At 26.6% G+C, this 18,637-nt stretch carries 15 protein-coding genes, 1 pseudogene and 1 riboswitch; of the genes and pseudogenes, 1 reads left to right on the top strand and 15 read right to left on the bottom strand.

The window, feature by feature from the left end; all coding sequences use genetic code 11:
• Window positions 1-215: 215 nt before the first annotated feature.
• The 4 genes from ABFX13_RS04865 to yjeM all read right to left on the bottom strand — a co-directional run bounded on the left by ABFX13_RS04865 (window position 216) and on the right by yjeM (window position 5,302).
• Window positions 216-1,748 (bottom strand): phosphoenolpyruvate carboxykinase (ATP), encoded by a 1,533-nt coding sequence (locus ABFX13_RS04865; RefSeq protein WP_346043221.1) that lies wholly within the window; start codon window positions 1,746-1,748, stop codon window positions 216-218.
• Between the two features lie 334 nt (window positions 1,749-2,082).
• Complete coding sequence (gene rsiV / locus ABFX13_RS04860; protein WP_346043218.1) at window positions 2,083-2,943, bottom strand: anti-sigma-V factor RsiV; 861 nt, start codon at window positions 2,941-2,943, stop codon at window positions 2,083-2,085.
• 12 nt (window positions 2,944-2,955) lie between these two features.
• Window positions 2,956-3,462 (bottom strand): RNA polymerase sigma factor SigV, encoded by a 507-nt coding sequence (gene sigV / locus ABFX13_RS04855; protein ID WP_346043216.1) that lies wholly within the window; start codon window positions 3,460-3,462, stop codon window positions 2,956-2,958.
• A gap of 298 nt (window positions 3,463-3,760) precedes the next feature.
• Entirely contained in the window at window positions 3,761-5,302 is a 1,542-nt protein-coding gene (yjeM, locus tag ABFX13_RS04850) for a glutamate/gamma-aminobutyrate family transporter YjeM (protein WP_346043214.1), read from the bottom strand.
• A gap of 859 nt (window positions 5,303-6,161) precedes the next feature.
• Here yjeM and brnQ point away from each other — a divergent pair.
• Complete coding sequence (gene brnQ / locus ABFX13_RS04845) at window positions 6,162-7,433, top strand: branched-chain amino acid transport system II carrier protein (RefSeq protein WP_346043211.1); 1,272 nt, start codon at window positions 6,162-6,164, stop codon at window positions 7,431-7,433.
• Window positions 7,434-7,486: 53 nt separating this feature from the next.
• Here brnQ and ABFX13_RS04840 read toward each other — a convergent pair whose 3' ends face one another.
• The 11 genes and pseudogenes from ABFX13_RS04840 to ABFX13_RS04795 all read right to left on the bottom strand — a co-directional run bounded on the left by ABFX13_RS04840 (window position 7,487) and on the right by ABFX13_RS04795 (window position 18,286).
• Window positions 7,487-8,746 (bottom strand): 5'-3' exonuclease, encoded by a 1,260-nt coding sequence (locus tag ABFX13_RS04840; RefSeq protein WP_346043208.1) that lies wholly within the window; start codon window positions 8,744-8,746, stop codon window positions 7,487-7,489.
• A gap of 209 nt (window positions 8,747-8,955) precedes the next feature.
• Complete coding sequence (locus ABFX13_RS04835) at window positions 8,956-9,213, bottom strand: hypothetical protein (RefSeq protein WP_346043206.1); 258 nt, start codon at window positions 9,211-9,213, stop codon at window positions 8,956-8,958.
• A gap of 80 nt (window positions 9,214-9,293) precedes the next feature.
• A pseudogene (locus tag ABFX13_RS14740) lies at window positions 9,294-9,410 on the bottom strand (hypothetical protein); the annotation flags it as partial.
• A gap of 520 nt (window positions 9,411-9,930) precedes the next feature.
• Window positions 9,931-10,536: an energy-coupled thiamine transporter ThiT gene (gene thiT / locus ABFX13_RS04830; protein ID WP_346043204.1), complete on the bottom strand. Its 606-nt coding sequence runs from the start codon at window positions 10,534-10,536 to the stop codon at window positions 9,931-9,933.
• Window positions 10,529-11,146, bottom strand: coding sequence for a thiamine phosphate synthase (gene thiE / locus ABFX13_RS04825; RefSeq protein ID WP_346043202.1), 618 nt, complete (start codon window positions 11,144-11,146; stop codon window positions 10,529-10,531). The genes thiT and thiE overlap by 8 nt, the downstream gene beginning before the upstream one ends.
• Window positions 11,147-11,190: 44 nt before the next feature.
• The gene (gene tenA / locus ABFX13_RS04820; RefSeq protein ID WP_346043200.1) at window positions 11,191-11,865 is read right to left on the bottom strand and encodes a thiaminase II; all 675 of its coding nucleotides are present in this window, start codon (window positions 11,863-11,865) and stop codon (window positions 11,191-11,193) included.
• Window positions 11,865-12,650: a hydroxyethylthiazole kinase gene (gene thiM, locus ABFX13_RS04815; RefSeq protein ID WP_346043196.1), complete on the bottom strand. Its 786-nt coding sequence runs from the start codon at window positions 12,648-12,650 to the stop codon at window positions 11,865-11,867. Before thiM ends, tenA begins: the two co-directional genes overlap by 1 nt.
• Before the next feature lie 27 nt (window positions 12,651-12,677).
• Entirely contained in the window at window positions 12,678-13,481 is an 804-nt protein-coding gene (gene thiD / locus ABFX13_RS04810; RefSeq protein WP_346043193.1) for a bifunctional hydroxymethylpyrimidine kinase/phosphomethylpyrimidine kinase, read from the bottom strand.
• 92 nt (window positions 13,482-13,573) lie between these two features.
• Window positions 13,574-13,677: riboswitch (TPP riboswitch) on the bottom strand.
• Window positions 13,678-13,778: 101 nt separating this feature from the next.
• A complete protein-coding gene (locus ABFX13_RS04805; RefSeq protein WP_346043190.1) occupies window positions 13,779-15,035 on the bottom strand; it encodes a dicarboxylate/amino acid:cation symporter in 1,257 nt (418 codons plus the stop codon).
• A gap of 325 nt (window positions 15,036-15,360) precedes the next feature.
• Entirely contained in the window at window positions 15,361-16,290 is a 930-nt protein-coding gene (locus tag ABFX13_RS04800; RefSeq protein ID WP_346043188.1) for an SH3 domain-containing protein, read from the bottom strand.
• A gap of 544 nt (window positions 16,291-16,834) precedes the next feature.
• Entirely contained in the window at window positions 16,835-18,286 is a 1,452-nt protein-coding gene (locus tag ABFX13_RS04795; RefSeq protein WP_346043185.1) for an amino acid permease, read from the bottom strand.
• Window positions 18,287-18,637: the final 351 nt, after the last annotated feature.

Here is an 18,637-nt window from a genome sequence, read left to right as displayed (position 1 = left end):
TATAAAACAATTATTAAATACTTAATTTATTTTTTATCTTGTATTTAATTTAAATTAATTATATACCTAATAAATCATATTTTCTATTCTATTTTTTATAATTTTTTAGTGGTATAATAGTAAGAGTGGGGTAATTTTACACTTTACTCTAAGCATAACAAAAAGCTGTAATAATACTTAATAATAGTATTATTACAGCTTTTATATTTATTGAATTAATTAGTAACTGCTATTTCATCCATTACTGAATTTTCATATTTAGCTATCCATGCTTTTCTTTCTAATTTTAGCATATTAGCTATTTTAGCGTACTCTTCACTAGTGTAATAATTTCTTGGATTATATTTATTTATATCTATACCTTCAACCTCTACAGGCACCATATATCCCCATTCATCATCTTTTATCCACTCAATGTTATCTCTTGCTATTTCTTTCATTATAGTAGTAGATACTTTTATAGTTAACTTTTCTCCTTCAAAGTTTTCTTTTGCACCAACACTTCCTGTATTTAATATGAAACATTCCATATCAGGATTATTTTGTAGTATTTCTTTAAGTTTCATACCTTCTTCTATTTCAGGTCCCATTATAAATGGATTAGTTCCTACGCATCTTTTTGATTGACCAGCTTTAGTTGGGTCTCCAGCCGAAGTTTCTATGGATTCACCTAACATAAATGCATCTAATGCTTGCTTAGGATCTAGTTTTACTACAGGTGGTACTATATCATTTCTTCTAGTTATAAATATTATTTTATTTGCTTTTTCTAAGTCTACAGTATCATCTGTTGTATCTATTTCTTCTCTTAGTATAACACCTCTACCATTTGATGTAAGACTTGTATCATAAAAATCAACTTTTCCATTTTCATCTACTTTTATGTTTTCTAACGCTGCATTTTCACTAGTTGCTGCTTTGTATAAAACACTTTGTTGATCAGGGTTTAACCCTTCTGTTTTTATATAAAATCCATTTTCAGTCCCTACACAGTATCCATTTTCATCCATGAATACAACATCATCTTGTCTTACTATAGCTTTTTCTTCACCCGTTAGTTCATGATCATGTATAGTTAAGGTAGTCTTACCTGTTCCGCTTAATCCAAACATTATAAATCCTACATCTTTTAGATTATTATTTTTATCATAAACTCTAAGAACTTTACTACCAGCATGGAATCCTAATCCACCTGCTTGCTTAACTTTATACATAGCCATTCTTAAAAAAGATTTTTTAGATTCCCCAAAGTAATCACTACCTAGTATAAATGTTACTCCTGACTCTGGGTAAGCAAACATTATTCTTTCTGGCCACTCTGGTACATATATACTTACTAAATCTGGATTTTCTGTATCTGTTGGATTAAATAATGTATTATTCCACATGTGAGCTATTCTAGCATAATTTTTTGAAATATATAGTCTACAGTTAAATGAAAATTTATCATTCATTCCCATTTTTCTATCTACTCTTATCATTTCCTTATCGTTTATATATTCAAAAACCTTAGCTGCTATTTCGTCAGCTTTAGCTTTAGTTATTTCCATTTGGTCTACGCCTGTTTCTATTTCATCAACTATATAAGTATTTTTAGCACTTCTATTTCTAACTTCACTTACATAGCTAGCACTTTTAAATTCAGTTGTTGTTTCCATGTGATTTGATAAATCTCTTAACTCTCTTCTCGTAGGATTTACTATAACTTTCCCAAACAATTCATCATTTATGTTATTTATGTTAAACATAATTCCCCTCCAAGTTTATTTAGTATATCATTTTTACATTATTAGTATATCATATTAATTCAAAAAGTCTACTCTTTTAAAAAAATATTTACATTTTATTTTACACCTTTTATTTTAAAGTGTAAATAAAATAAAAATAGAGCCTATATTATAGACTCTATTTTTTAAATTTAAAGTTGTGTATAAACTTTAAATATATATTTACTTAATAATAAACTTTAGTATTTTACATATTTAAAGTAGATACTATCATATACATAGTTATAACTAACCCCATCCATCCTATAATTGATAATGCCCTAATTAAAACCTTTGAATTCACAAAATCCCCTCCCTAATTCATTAGAGGCTTTATAACCTCATTTGGTATAACAAACTCTACTACTCCCATAGACCCTGGTCCTACCTCATATTTGTCAAAACTAATAACAAGCTCTTTATTTTCATTTATATAAAATTGCTGATCTTTTTTTATAGATTTAAAATTAATTTCAGGATCGATTTCTTCATCTAGCCAATAATATTTATTTTCATCTTTTTTCATTTGATCTTTCATTTGTTGTTTTATATTTTCACTTATAACCTTTATATAATCCTCATTTTTAAATATACCTTGTAAAGTTAATATAGTTTGATTATGTTTATCTATATTGTAGAACTTTCTCTTAGTATCAGAGGAACCTTCCGCAGAATAATTATAAATAACAAGAGATAATATATCATCATTATCAGTTTGGATTTCATACCAAGACTTAACTTCTTTATTTCCTATTTTACTACCTTCTTTTAATGATTTAATTTCCTCTAAATATTGGTTATACATTTGTTTACCTTGTGTTTCAAATTCCTTGTTCAATTTATATTCTAACTCTTTATTATCTAATCCCTCTATTTTAGGAACTTTTATAGATGCTTCATATCCATTTTCTTTTATTTCATAGTTTGAGAAGTTAATTATTTTTACAACACTTCCTATTACAGGAATTTGTTCTAAGTTTTCTGCAAATACTGGACTTATATTAACAGCTCCTATTACTAAGCATAAAGATGCTGCTGTAATTAACCATCTTTGTTGGTTTTGTTTATATTTTTTTTTAGATTCTATAGCATCATTTACTACATATTTTAATCTTTCTGGGATAGGAATGCTTTCATACTCCATTTTCAATTCATCTATTTTATTTATTTTTTTCATAAATTACTCTCCTTAATAATCCTCAGTTTTTATTTTTATCTTAAGCCATCTTAACCCTTTATAAAGTTTTGTTTTAACAGTATTAATATTTTCTGATAAAACATTAGCTATATCTTCAATTTTCATATCTTCAAAATACCTTAAAATAATTATAATTCTATAATCTTCAGGTAATACATCAAGTGCTCTCTCAAGATCTATATCATGATATCTATCATGTACTTCATGCTCATTTATAAATTGTTCTTCAGTAAAACTTATATATTTATTATTTTTTCTTATATAGTCTATTGAACTATTTATTAAAATTTTATAAAACCATGATTTAATAACTTCTATATCTTTAAGTGAATCTATTTTATAAAGTGCTTTACATATAGCATCGTGTACTATATCTAATGCATCATCTTCATTTTTTACATAACTATATGCTATTTTATAGAAACTTTCTTGATTATTTACTATATAGTTTTTAACTTCAGCTTCTTTAATTTTTTTATTTGAGCTCAATAATTTCATTTAAATGTAAAAGCCTCCTTTCTCTCTTCATATATATAGACGTTTTTTATATATCAAAAAGTTTTAATTTTTTCACTTTTATAATATTTTTTTATTTTAATACAAAATATATCTTAATATAGAATTCCCTAAAACATATAAATTTTTATTACTTTTAAATAATGTATTTATATAAGTGATTCACATAAATTAAGAGTATATGCAATTTATTATTTGATATACAACCAGTATATCAAATACTTAAAGATAATTAATTCTTTTATGCAATAAAAAAAGGAGAGTATATACTCTCCTTTTTTTATTGCATAACCTTTTTAACTTCTTTAGCTTTTTTAACATGTTTAATTTCATAAATTGTAAATAATATAAATCCAACTACTGAGAATGCTAATGGTCCACCTATCATAGTAATAGTTTTTGACATACCTTCTGGAGAAGATAATGCTGGCTCTATAATAGTAAATATATTTGCAAATCCTATTATAGCAGTTACAATTACAGATGCTATCATTGCAGCTCCATAAGATTTATATACAACAAATGGCTTATCTAATTCACCTTTTAATTGCTTTTTCTTAAATACAGGGAATGCTGCAGATAAGAACATATATGGTATTGTCATTGCAACATTAGTCATTAAAGTTAATATAGCAAAGAATTCTGCTGCATTACTTCCACCAAATGAAACTATAAGTATCATAGCTACAACTAATATAGCTTGAACTATCATTGCATTTATAGGCATTCCATTTTTTATTTCACCTAGTTTGCCAGGCCATACTTCCTTTGGTGCACCTTGTATTAAAGTCTTTAAAGGCGAATAGCTTAATGTAAAGAATGCTCCAGTTAATGATAAGAACATAGATAATCCAACAAATCTAGCAGTCCATGCTCCCATTGCTAAAGAAGTAGCTTCAGCCATACCTAACCCTTGACCTATTTTAAATCCTAAGTTACTCATTAATATATAAGTAGCATTTGCCATATTAACGTGTTCCCCACCTAATACTTCAGACCAGTTAGTAAACATACCACATGCAAATATTCCAAGTGCATATCCTACAGATATAACTATTGCTGAAATTGCAAGCCCTTTAGGGAAAGTTTTCTCTGCATTTTCAGTTTGGTCAACTAAACCACCTAAAACTTCTAATCCTCCGAACGCAAATACTGCAAATGTTAAGAATGATAATATAGCAAGAGGTGTTTGATAATTTGGACTTGGTGAGTTAGTAAAAGATTGAGCAATATTAGTTATAGGTTCTGCTAATTCTCCAGTTAAAGCAACTACTAGCATTCCTCCACCTAATAATACAATATTAAGTAATGTAACTGCAGTACCACCTACTGATGTTACTTTACTTATTTTATCTACTCCTTTTGATCCTACAAATGTAACTACACATATCCATATAGCTCCTAATATACCTAATGTCTTAACTGAATCTAGTCCAAATATTGTCCAAGTTGCTGTCTTATCAGACCCAAATATTGCATTAGATAGTGGAATCCATAAACTAGATGATACACTTACCATCCATATCATATAAGATGCATACCACATGAATGTTCCTATAAAAGCATATTTAGCTCCTACAGATTTTTCCATCCATGAATACATACCTCCACTTTCTTTTTTAAATGCAGATCCATACTCTGCCATCATAAATGCATAAGGTATAAAAAATAGTACGGCACTTAATACGTACCAAGGTATTGCTGAGTATCCCATCAAATAGAATGCTCTTGGCATGTTAGAAAACCCAAATACTGATGTAAATATCATTAGTATTAATGGCACCAACGTAAGCTTTTTAGTATTATTACTTGGTTTAGACATGTTAATCCCCCTTGAATATAACTATGATTTCTTTTTTATAAATTAATAACAATTTTGTTATTAATTTATCATCCCCTCTTATTCCAAAGATTAACATCATTTTTCTTATTTTTCAATATTATTTATTTTTTACTGAAAATTCATATTTTAATTTTTTTCAAAATAATTAAATAATTGAAAATTTTATTTTAGTATAGATTATAATACATTTTTCTACAATTTATAAACATTCGAGTGTGTTTCCATTTACTTTTATAGGTTTAACTGCTATTTCCTACATTAATTTTCATTTTTCTTTCTTTTGAAGAATTAAATTTAAAATTATATGATTTAATTATTTTTATTTTTTATTAAATATTTTTTATTCATCATTTTTTTAAGAATATAATTTTTTTATAAAATGCTTTATTTTCAAATTAATTTCGTTGCAATTTCATTATATTCTTTCAAATATCTATAAATTAAAAGTTTAAAAATCTAAATATTTTTTTGTTTTTTTATAATAACTATTGATTTTTTATAGATTCCTAAATATAATTATTTTTAATAAACAACAAATTTTAAAACAAGGAGATTAAATTAGTATGATTAATATAAACTTAACTAATTCTTTACAAGTTAATAACTTTTATTTTTATTGGCTATTATAGTTAAGTTTGTATTTATGGTATAGATAAAATAATCATAGATACAAACACAAAAATTGTTTGTATCTATGATGGCTAATTTTAGCTTGTACTTAAGGCCACATAGATAATGCTATGTGGCTTTTTTATCCTAGGCAAATAAGGTCACATAGTGTACACTATGTGGCCTTTTTGCATATAAAATTATAATTAATTAGAAAAGAGGTCAAATTATGAATAAAAATAAAGATATATTAATAATAGGATTCGCCTTATTTTCTATGTTCTTTGGAGCTGGTAATTTAATCTTTCCTCCATACATAGGATTAACATCTGGTAACAACTGGTTAATAAGTTTCTTAGGATTTATATTAGCTGATGTCGGAATAATACTAATATCTATTATAGCGGTTGCAAAAGCTGGCTCATTACAAAATGTTGTAGGAAGAGCTGGTAAAAAATTTGGAATTGTGTTAGAAGTTTTGATGATGCTCTGTCTTGGTCCTATATTAGTTATACCAAGAACTGGTGCAACAACTTTTGAAATGAGTATTTTACCATTGTTTAACAATATCAATCCATATGTATTTTCAATAATATTTTTTGCATTAACACTCATACTTACTATAAAACCAACTAAAGTTATGGATATAATAGGTAAATTTTTAACTCCAATATTATTATCAGCTTTATTATTTTTAATAATAAAAGGTATTTTTTATCCTATTGGTGATTTAGAGAAAGTTAACTCTAATGATTTATTTATAACTGGTGTTACTCAAGGTTATCAAACTATGGATGCTTTAGGTATAGGTGGTGTTGTAGCACTTGTTATGACGTCGTTTTTTAATAAAGGCTATAAAGACAAAAATGAAAATATAACCCTTACTATAAAAGCTTCTTTAATATCATGTATTGGCCTTACTATAGTTTATGGTGGATTAACATACTTAGGGGCCACTGCTTCAACTTTATACAGTAGTAATATATCTCAAACTACTTTGCTCATAAATATAACAAGTACTATTTTAGGTAATTTTGGAACTGTACTTTTAGCTATAATTGTAGGATTTGCATGCCTTACTACATCTATAGGTCTGACATCAGTTACAAGTAAATACTTTGAGGACTTAACTAATAAAAAGTTAAAATATGAATATATAGTAATCTTTATCTGTACTTTTAGCGCTCTAGTTTCAAACCTTGGTGTAGATAAAATAATAAAAATAGCTATTCCTATATTAAGTTTAATTTATCCTGTTTCTATAGTTTTAGTTGTTATGAATATATTTAAAAATGTTTTCACTAAGGATATAACTTTAAAAGGCGCTTCTTATTCTACCCTAATAATTAGCTTACTTACAATTATAGATAGTTTTGGTATTAATATAGATATAATTCACAAACTACCTTTTTCTAGTTTAGGATTTAATTGGGTTATTCCTGCTATATTAGGTGGATTAATAGCTACTTTATTATTTAATGATAAAAAACCAGATAAGTAAATTACTTTGATTTTTAAAATTAAAAATGGCTGTATATTAATACAGCCATTTTACTAAAAATCTTTTATACTTTTCATTTCATATTTATCTAATTGTTCTCTTAATATAGACTTATCTATATTTAATTTTAAATCATCTAAAGTTATATCTAAATCTATATCTGTTTTTATAGTAGCTAACTTTTTAGACATAAAAGCATTTTCTTTTTCTGAAATTAATTTCTTCATAGGATTTCTAATACCTAGCTCATTTTTCCATTCTGTAGCAAGTATCTTTAATCCTTTATCATCTAATCCATCTATAGACTTATATATATCTTCTAAAGTGTCATATTTCTGAAGTAGAGGTATACTTGTTGTATCTCCAAGACCCTTTATTCCAGGTATGTTATCTGATGTATCTCCTGATATAGCCTTATAATCTATAATTTGTGACGGATTTAGATTCTTTACCTTTTTTAAAAGATCTACACTATATTCAAAAGTGTTATTAGGAAGATTAAGATGTTTTAAATCTATATTACATATCTCTGCTAATGAACTTGCTTTTGATGTATTCATCCATACTGTAGTGTTATAGTCTACCAATTGTAAATAATCTTCATCTTTAGTGTATAAAGCTACTGGTATATTTTCTTGAAATTTTTTAGCCAAGGTACCAGCAAAATCATCAGCTTCAAATACATTTTCATAGTTATCACTAGGCTCAGATATAAATACCTTAACTCCTATAGTTTCAAGTATTTCTCTTAATAAATCATATTGCTCTTTTAGTGGAACTTCTATAGGTTTTCTTGTGCCTTTATAATCATCATATATTAATTTTCTAAAAGTCATACGAGTAGAATCTAGACATACAGCTATGTGAGTAGGTTTTTGCTGTTTTATCATAGATAACATAACTTGCATAAATCCGTATACTCCATTTGTATATATTCCATCTTTAGTTTGAAGTATTTTATCATAGTGAAGTTCTTTTTCTTCTATAGTTTTAGCAAACATTATTTGCCTAGGAAGTCTAGCAAAGTAATTAGTGCTTAAAAGTGATGAACCATCTATTATAAGTAATTTGCCTTTACTTTTATCACTATCTAAATTTAAAGATTTTTCTTTAGTTATCTTAACTATATCCTCTGATATAGATTTTTCTTTTTTATTATCTTTTATTGCTTCTTTATTTTTTATTCTAAAATCTGTATTCATTCTAGATCCAACATAACTATTAAGTCTTATATATTCACCTCTAGTTAATTCAGATTCTTTGATTTTATCTTTATTGGCTTGGTTTTGTTCTAGTAAATCAAATAAATCCATATTTGTCTCCTCTTTGTGTAAGTTTAATTAATTATAATAAATTAATTATATCATACTAAGTTAATATTTTTAATGGAAGTAATTATACCATTAATATTCCATATTCATCTAAATAAAAAATTTATTCATTTAATTAGCTTAATTATTTAAGTTTATATATTTAAAATAAAAAAGTTCTAAGATTTTATTTTCTTAGAACTCTTTATTTACTATGCATCAAAATCTACATGTACTTTGCCCATTGGAGTATTTATATCTATATAAGATAAATTAAAGTTTTCATCCATAACATCTATCTTATATTCAAAGAATATATCATCTTCTTTCTTTGACATAAATATATAACTTCCATTTTCTTTTTCTTCTATTTCGTCACATATTTCATCATATATTTCTTCTCCACTTACATATCCATTGTAGCCAGCATTTTTTATTTTATCTTCTATTAATCTGTATATTTCTTCCATTTTGTTACCTTCTTTCTATTCATCTATAAAATACAGTCTACCTTCTGTTTTTATATATTGTCAACCATATTACTTGAATTTTATTTGTAATACTTTTCTTTTAACTTATTAATTTCTACTTTATCTACTCCAATAGCTCTTCCTATGCTTCCATCTAGCATTTGCCATGCTGTATTGTGAACATCTTCAACATTTGTAAAATTTCCTTTTTCCTAATTTTTTAGGTTTTCCAAAAAGAAATCTCTGTGTTTTAGTTTTGTTTTTTCTAGTATAGCCTTTAGTTTATATATATTATCTTGCTTGTACTCAAATTCAGCATCTGATTTAGTTTTATTAAACTCTTTTTCTAAAAGTTCTTGATAAGTATCAGTATAAGATGTTATCTTTCCACCTTCATCTTTAACTTGTATTTTTTCACTACTTTTATTAAAAACTTCTCCAGTAAAACTATATCCAATAATTCCTACAGTAATGACTATAGTTACAATTAATAACGCTTGTTTTATTTTTTTATATTCTCTTTCCTGAAAAATAAAAATCTCCCCCTTTTATTACTTAATTATTATATTTATATTATATATTATCAACCTAATAAAAGGTCTTTTACTTAAAGATTATTTAAAGCAAATATAATTAATTTAATATTTCCTATAAAAAAGAGGGGGATGTTTCAAAATAGATATCTAATGATAACTATTTTAAAACATCCCCTTAAATTTATTGATTATTACTTAATTTTAAAGCTTTATCAAATCTATTAAGTGGTAGTACAGCAATTATTATAGTTGATAATAATCCTTCTACCCCTAAACTTGAAACGTTGTATAAAAATGAATATATAAATACATTCATACCTTCTGGAGCATAGTCTCCAAAGAATACGCAACCAGATATTACATTCATAGATACACTAAGTACTAAAGCAAATAAACATCCTAATATAACTTTTAATTTGTTTTCTTTTCCAAATGTTCCTGCTACTCCAAGTAACATTGTTGGCAGTATATAGTCTAGTAAAAATTGTGCTGGATGAATTATATAAGCACCATTTAATAACTTTAATAAACCATATACTAAACCACCTGTTATTCCTATAGTATTTCCACATAATACTGATAATAACATCGTTGGTAACATTGAAAATAATGAAATTCCTCCACCCTGTGGATATTTTATAAATTCTATCATACTAAGTATATATGATATAGCACTAAACATACCTATTGTAACTATTATCTTGGCATTAAATTTAGTATTTTTTAAACCTTTAAGATAGTATAGAAAAAATACTATACTCCCTATTATTATAATTGCATTAACCATTTTTACCCCTCCATTTTAAACATTCATTATATATATCATCACTTTTTAATATAGCTGATACTATTGCATACCCATCTACATTTATATTTTTAAATGTGTCTATGTTATCTATTGTTATTCCACCTATTAAAACTTTAGGTATATCTACATTTTTATCTATTTTTTCTAATTCTTTTAATGTTACTAATGTTGCATCATTTTTAGTAGAAGTATTAAACATTGCACCTACACCTATGTAATCAGCTCCATTGTTTTTAGCTTCTCTAGCTTCTTTTATATTATGTGCTGATACTCCTATTATTTTATTATCTCCAACTAGTTTTCTAACTTCTTTTAATGGAATATCACTTTGTCCTACATGTACTCCATCTGCATCACAAAGCATAGCAATATCAACTCTATCATTTATTATAAAAAGAACATTATATCTTTTAGTAAGTTCTCTTAGTTTATATGCTTTTTCTAGAAACTCTTTTCCATTAGCATGCTTTTCTCTTAATTGTAATGTTGTTACTCCTCCTTTTAAAGCATCTTCTATACACTTATAAAAGTCTCTTCCTTTTAAGATATCTGAGTCAGTAACTAAGTATAATTTTAATTTTTCTTTCATTATTATATCTCCCTACAATTTTTAAATATATTTAATACTTTTAATTAAATATCATCCTTACTTACTTCTTCATATGCCATATTCCAAAAATCTAATTCATATAAGCTAGACTTTACAAATATTTCTGTAAGTTTTTTTATTTCCTCTTCACTTAAATCTTTACATAGATGATTTGTATATTCTAACCACTCTTTTAATACCTCATCAAATTTATTATCTGAATACATTTTTATCCAATCTTTATAGTAGTTTCCTTCTAAATTGTCTTTGTATGTTTCATATAAATAATGACCAATATAGTTATAACTCCAGTTACAAGGCAGAGTTGCCATTACTATTTCTTTTACTCCACCTGTTAAAGATACTGCTTGCATATAACTTGTATAGCTACTTGAAACCATTTCAAGTTTGCACTTTTCTGCTACTATTGGTGCTACACCTAATCTTTTCATGTACTCAATATGTATCGCAGCTTCATCTTCTATAGATCCATTTGATGCCTTATTGAAAAACTTCATTTCTTTGATAGTATCTGCTTTTACCATTCCCATTGCAAATACTCTTGAAAACTCTTTTAAATATAAATAATCTTGTATAAGATAGCTTTTAAATTTTTCTTTTGGTAGTGTTCCTTCTCCTATTTCCTTTACAAAAGGATGATTTAAGTATCTTTCCCATATGTCTTTAACTTCATCGAATAAATAATCTGTAAATTTCACTAAAATACCTCCACCTTAGAAAATTTTTTTAGTGTTTCTTCATTTAAGTTGTATATATTATCCATTAAACTAACTTTAAAGCTTCCTATTCCTATGTTGTCTTTGTCAGATAATTCTCCGCATAAACTCATTGTAAGAATACCCATACTAGCCCCTTCTAATTTATTTTCACTAACTCCTAAGTAACTACCTATTAAACTAGCACTCATACATCCTGTTCCTGTTATACTTTTTAGCTTTAAAGATCCGTTGTCAACTTTTATAACTTTTTCTCCATCAGTTATAACATCAACCTTTCCTGTTGAAGCTACTACACATTCTAATTTTTTAGCTACTTTTTTTATTATGTCATCTATATTTTCATCTTCTTCAAAAGAATCTACGCCTTTTCCCTTTACATCAAATCCACCTATGTATTTTATCTCTGATGCATTTCCTTTTATAACATCAAACTTAACTTCATTTAATAACTTTTCTACTAATAAAGCTCTCGATTTAGTAGCAAATACACCTACTGGATCTAATACAACTGGTTTATTAAATTTATTAGCAATTTTTCCAGCCTTTAAAAATAACTCTGTATGTGATGAATTCATTGTTCCTATATTTATAACAACGGAACTTGCAAGCGGAATTATCTCTTCAATTTCTTCATAAGAATAACTCATAAGTGGACTTGCACCTAAAGCAAGTGTTATATTTGCACAATCGTTTATAGTTACTTCATTTGTATAATGAAGTACTAATGGATTAACATCTCTTACTTTACTTAATAAATGAAACATATTTTATCCCCCGTTTACCTTAGTTTATTATTTATTTAAATTAAATTTATAGAAATGATGTACAGGACCTACCCCTTTACCTATGTCAAAACTATATTTTATTGCATTTGTTATATATTTTTTGGCCTCTGAAACAGCTTCCTTGACATCTAATCCTAATGCTAAATATGCAGTTATAGCAGAAGATAATGTACAACCTGTCCCATGAGTATTTTTAATATCTAATCTTTCACTTTTATAAATTTCAAAAATATCTTTTCCAATTAAAACATCTACTGCATCTCCATCTAAATGACCGCCTTTCATAAGAACATAATCAGGCCCTAATGATAAGATTTTTTCTCCAACTAATTTCATATCATCTATGTTATTTATTTTAATCTCCGCTATTTCTTCAGCTTCTAGTGTATTAGGTGTTAATATGTACGCTTTAGGTATTAGATACTTAATTAAATTTTCTTTTGCTTCTGGTTTTAAAAGTGAGTATCCACTTTTAGAAATCATAACTGGATCTACTACTAAATTTTTAGGATTATAATTACTCAAAGTATCAACTATAATCTTTATTATTTCTGGACTTGATACCATACCTATTTTTACAGCTTTAGGATATATATCATCAAATACTACCTCTATTTGCTTTTTAATTATTTCCTTACTTAACTCTTCTACTAAAAATACTCCTTGTGTACTTTGAGCTGTAATAGCAGTTATAACGCTCATTCCGTAAGTTCCTATAGCACTGAAAGTTTTTAAATCAGCTTGAATCCCAGCTCCCCCTGATGAATCAGAACCTGCTATTGTAAGAGTTGGTATTTTGTATTTTCCCATTTAATGTCTCCCCCCTTTTATTACAATAAAAAAAGCTATATTCCAACAATAGGAATATAGCTTTTAATTTACTATGCAAATAAATTTCATTTGTATATTAAGTAAAGCTTTCCTACGCTGGCATTATCCAGATCAGGTTTGAGGGTTAATGAATAAAAATTCATCTCTCAGCCATAAGGCACCCCTAGCTATTCATTTTAGATTACAATTTAATTATATATCAGTTTGTATATATGTCAACAAAAACTTATATAAAAAAACACCATCCTAATATTTTATTAAAATGGTGTTTTTTCATTAAGCTAATTCTACTTCTTTTATAGAACCTTCTTCAAATTCTTTTTCACTACTTGCAACAACTAATGTACAAGTATTATCTCCCATTACGTTTACTGTTGTCCTAAACATATCTATTATTCTTTCAACTCCCATTATAAGTCCGATTCCTTCAAGTGGAAGTCCTACTGATTGAAGAACCATAGATAGCATTATCATTCCGACTCCAGGAACACCTGCTGTTCCAACTGATGCTAATGTTGCAGTTAAAACTATTGTTAACATATCATTTAATCCTAGGTTAATACCATAAACTTGTGCTATAAATAATGCTGCAACACCTTGCATTATAGCAGTTCCGTCCATATTTATAGTAGCTCCCATAGGTATAGTAAATGAACGTATACTTTTACTTACTCCCATTTCTTCCATTAGTTCTAAACTTACTGGCACAGATGCATTACTTGATGCTGTTGAAAAAGTAACTGCTGCTACTTTAGTAAATTTACGAACAAAATTTATAAAACTAAATTTAGTAAATAATTTTAATGCTCCTCCATAAACTACAACAACATGTATTAAAAGTCCAAATAAAACTACTAAAATATATTTAACTAATGATCCTATAGCTTGTGTTCCTACAGTTGCAAAAGTATTTGTTATAAGTGCAAATACTCCATAAGGTGCAAATGTCATTATAACACTAACCATTTTCATACAAACTTCATTTGCACTTTCAAAGAATTTCTTTAAAGGTGCAGCTTTTTCTCCAACTAGACTCATTGATATTCCTGTAAGCATTGCAAAGAATATTATTTGCAACATCTCTCCTTTAGCAAAAGATTCTATTGGATTTGATGGTATTATATTTAATACTATCTCTGATAAAGATTGATTTTGTCCAACTGTTGTAGTTTGAGATGCTACTGAACCTAAATCAAGTCCTGCTCCAGGTTTTAGTAATACCCCTATTGCTAAAGATATACATATAGCTATAGCTGTTGTCATTAAATAAAATCCCATTGTTTTAAATCCAATTCTTCCTAGCTTTTTAATATCTTCCATAGCTGATACTCCACATACTAAAGAAACAAACACTAAAGGTACTACCATCATCTTTATAGCTTTAGTAAATCCACTTCCAACTACATTTATAAATCCTCCAAGTAAAAGTGTATCTTTAAAATAGCTTCCTGGCATTTTACTAAGTACTATACCAAATACCATACCAAGAAATAATCCGATTAAAATCTTGCTCGTTAGTCCAAGTTTTTTCATGTATTTATCCTCCGTTTTTTTATTTATGTTTATATTATACATTAAAAATAACTTTTTGTATACTTTTTTAAAGTTTTCGACATTTTTAACTTATTTTTACTTAACAAAATTAATATTTTTAAAAAATAACTTTATTTTATATAATATTATTAATATATTGCTTTATATATTATCTAATATCCGTTAAAAAAACTTATATATCAAACTATTACATATATTTCCTTAAAATATGTTCATAATTATACGATTATTTTTATATAATCAATAAAAAAAAGACTGTAATTAAGCTTTATAAAGCTTAATTACAGTCTTTTTCATCTTTATATTAGTTTAATATTTGTATTTCAATGTTTTGTCTTCCAAAGTTTACACAATCTGATTCACTATTCATAAATATATCTATCTTATTTCCTTTTATAGCTCCTCCACAGTCTTCTGCTGTAAATACCATGTCAAACTTAGGTATATAAACTCTAGTTCCGTATGGTATTACTGAAGGGTCTACAGCTATAGTTCCCCATTTAGGAGTAGTTCCTGTAGCTGTTATATTATGTCCTGAATATGCACTTGCATTTACAGTCATTAAACGTCCATTTTTATTAGTAGAAGCTGTAACTTCTTGTTTTTTAGTTTCTTCTTTTTTAACTTCATTTTTTTCAGTTGTAGCTGAAGCATTATTTTGAGTAGCATTTGACACTACTGTTTTATTTTCTTTTTTAGTTTCATTACTTTGTTGTACTAAAGTATCATTGTTATCTTCTTTATCTTGTTGATTGTTATTAGCTTGAGATTCTGTTAATACATAATCTCCACTTATCCAACCTGTGTTGCCATCTGATAATTGTACTTTGTACCAATTATTTTTTTCTTCTAGTAGTTCAACAACTGTTCCTTCAGTTAATGAACCTATTTTTTCATCTTCTATAGATGGTCCTTTTCTTACATTTAACTTATCAGCTGTTACTGTAGCTTTTTCCTTAGCAGTATAATCTCCATTTACCCAACCTTCTTCTCCGTCTGAAAGTTTTACTTTGTTCCATCCATTACTAGTCTCTAATATCTCAACAACCATTCCTCTATCTAAAGATGCTATTCTTTCATCTTCTATAGATGGCCCTTTTCTTACATTTAATTTTTCTGCTTTTACTACTTCTTTTTCTGCTGCATATATATTATTTGCTGAAGCATACATTCCCCCGATTACTAATCCTAATGTTAACACCAATGATTTTTTAGCTCTTTTATTCATACTCATAAAATTCCTCCATTCAATAAATAAAATTATATATTATTAACTATCTTGTATTTTTAAATTCGCAACTTACGCTTTTGTTACTTTTTTGTAACTTTTAATTAATCTTAATACACTTTTTAGGTTTTGTAAACAGTTTTTAATAAAAAAATTAAAAAGGGTTACAAATCAGTTACAATTTGTAACAAAGCTAAAACATTGAAATTCCAACATTTAATCTATATTTTAAACTGTTTTAATTTTTGCATAAAAAAATTTTATAAATTATCTATTTTTTCATACTAATCTTATATTTGTAACTTATTTTTTAGTTTTTATTTTCTTTTTAAGACTATTTTTAAACCTACTATATTAAATTAGTGACTAGCTTTATATTTATAATCTAATTTTTTAAATTTAATTTCCATTTTAATAACATATATATAGTATAAAAACTAAAGTTTCTATGTTATATAAGCTAAATTAACAAAAGCTTAATCTTAAAATTTTATAGTTTTTAAACAATAAAAAATGAGTGAAGATTACTTCACTCATTTTTATACTTATCCTATTTTTTAGATGAGTCTTCATTATTATTAGTTATCTTAGCTATAACAGGCAATATCAATCCTATTCCCATTAATACTAAAGGTGTTATAACATTTAGTGAAACTCTAAATATCCATTGTGAACTAAATGCTGCTACATCTGTTGGGAACATACCCATTATACATGCAAATGCAGTGAATCCAAAACACCAAGCTCCTACTATAAATCCAAACTTATCATTTTTAATAAACTTATACTCTGTTTTAAACTTATTGCTTAGCTTTTTAAGACCCATATAAGCTAAGAATACCCATAAGTATCTCATTGGCATTACAACTGAATTTAACTTTAATAACCAGTTAAATAATTCATTAGTATTACCTATTCCTAATGCAGGAACTACTATTAAAGTAGAAACTAATATAGCAGTCATTATATACCCATTAACTAAAACCCCATTTTTATTTGTTTTAGATAAAGCTTTAGGTATAAACTTAGCATCTGCTTCACCTAGTAAAACTCTAAGGGGTGCATCTATTGAAAATACTAATGCAGATAATTGGGCAGCAGTATTAGCTAAAGCATATATTATAACAAATAAACTACCTAATCCATAATGTTCTCCAAGTAATTGGAATGCATAATATTGACCATTCATCATTAAATCTTCTGGTATAGCATTAGCATTAAACATCATTCCCATAGCAATAGATCCTAAAAGAGCACATACTGCAACCATTCCAGCTAATACTAACATTCCTTTAGGGAAGTTCTTAGATGGATTTTTTGTATTGTTTACATATGGAGATATTTTTTCACATCCTCCAACTGCAAATACTAACATTGATAAAGTAGTTAAGTATGCAAAGTCAAACTTAGGAACAAATGACTTCACAGTTATATTAGGTGTAGCAACATGTCCGGTTATAGCAGGAGCTGCTAAACCTAGTACTATATATAGTAAAGACATAACAAACATTGACATACCTGCTATATTACCTATAACTTTTAATACTTTTACTCCTTTTGTTGATACATATAAAAATACTAAAAATACTACTAATACCATCGATTGTAATATTAAAGGATTTAATTCTTTTAATACTCCTGCTAATTGTCCAGATGGACTAATTGCCCATGAAAGTGCAATTAATAAAGCTTGTGGCTTTTGAGCTAAATAAGGAACATGTACAACCCAGTATGTCCATCCTGCCATAAATGCAAGCATTGGTGTTGTAGTTGATCTTATCCAAGCTGAAACTCCACCTTGAGAGTCTTTAAATGCAGATCCTAACTCTCCTACCATTAAAGCATATGGTACAAAATATAGGGCAATCATAAATATCCATGAAAATACAACTGTTAAACCTTGATTTGCAAAGTTATTTACAACATTACCAAATCCCCATACCATAACAAATCCCATTAAGGCAATATTTTGCCACGTTAAATTTCTGTTTTGATCAGTCACTAACTTTTTCCTCCTGAAAATTTTGTATGATTTCGTTTTCCATTATATATTATAATATTTTTTTGTCAATATTTAGAATTTAAAATAACATTTATAAAACCTATATAATAATCATAATATTTTGTAAATTAGTTCAGGCTATATATTTTACTATCAAGTTTATATGTACATATTTTTAAAATTTAGCTATAGACATATTAAAATTAAGCCATATTTAATTTTAATAACTTCTTGATTCTAATTTTTTTTGAACTTATTTTTAATTTTGATTTCACATTTTTATAATTTAATTATTATTTATTAATTTTAAAATTTTTTAATAATTTTCTAATATTACACATTATTTACTAA

Origin of the sequence: Paraclostridium tenue, assembly GCF_039521565.1 — a bacterium.
Classification (GTDB): domain Bacteria; phylum Bacillota; class Clostridia; order Peptostreptococcales; family Peptostreptococcaceae; genus Paraclostridium; species Paraclostridium tenue.
This window is presented reverse-complemented; position numbering and strand designations above follow the sequence as displayed.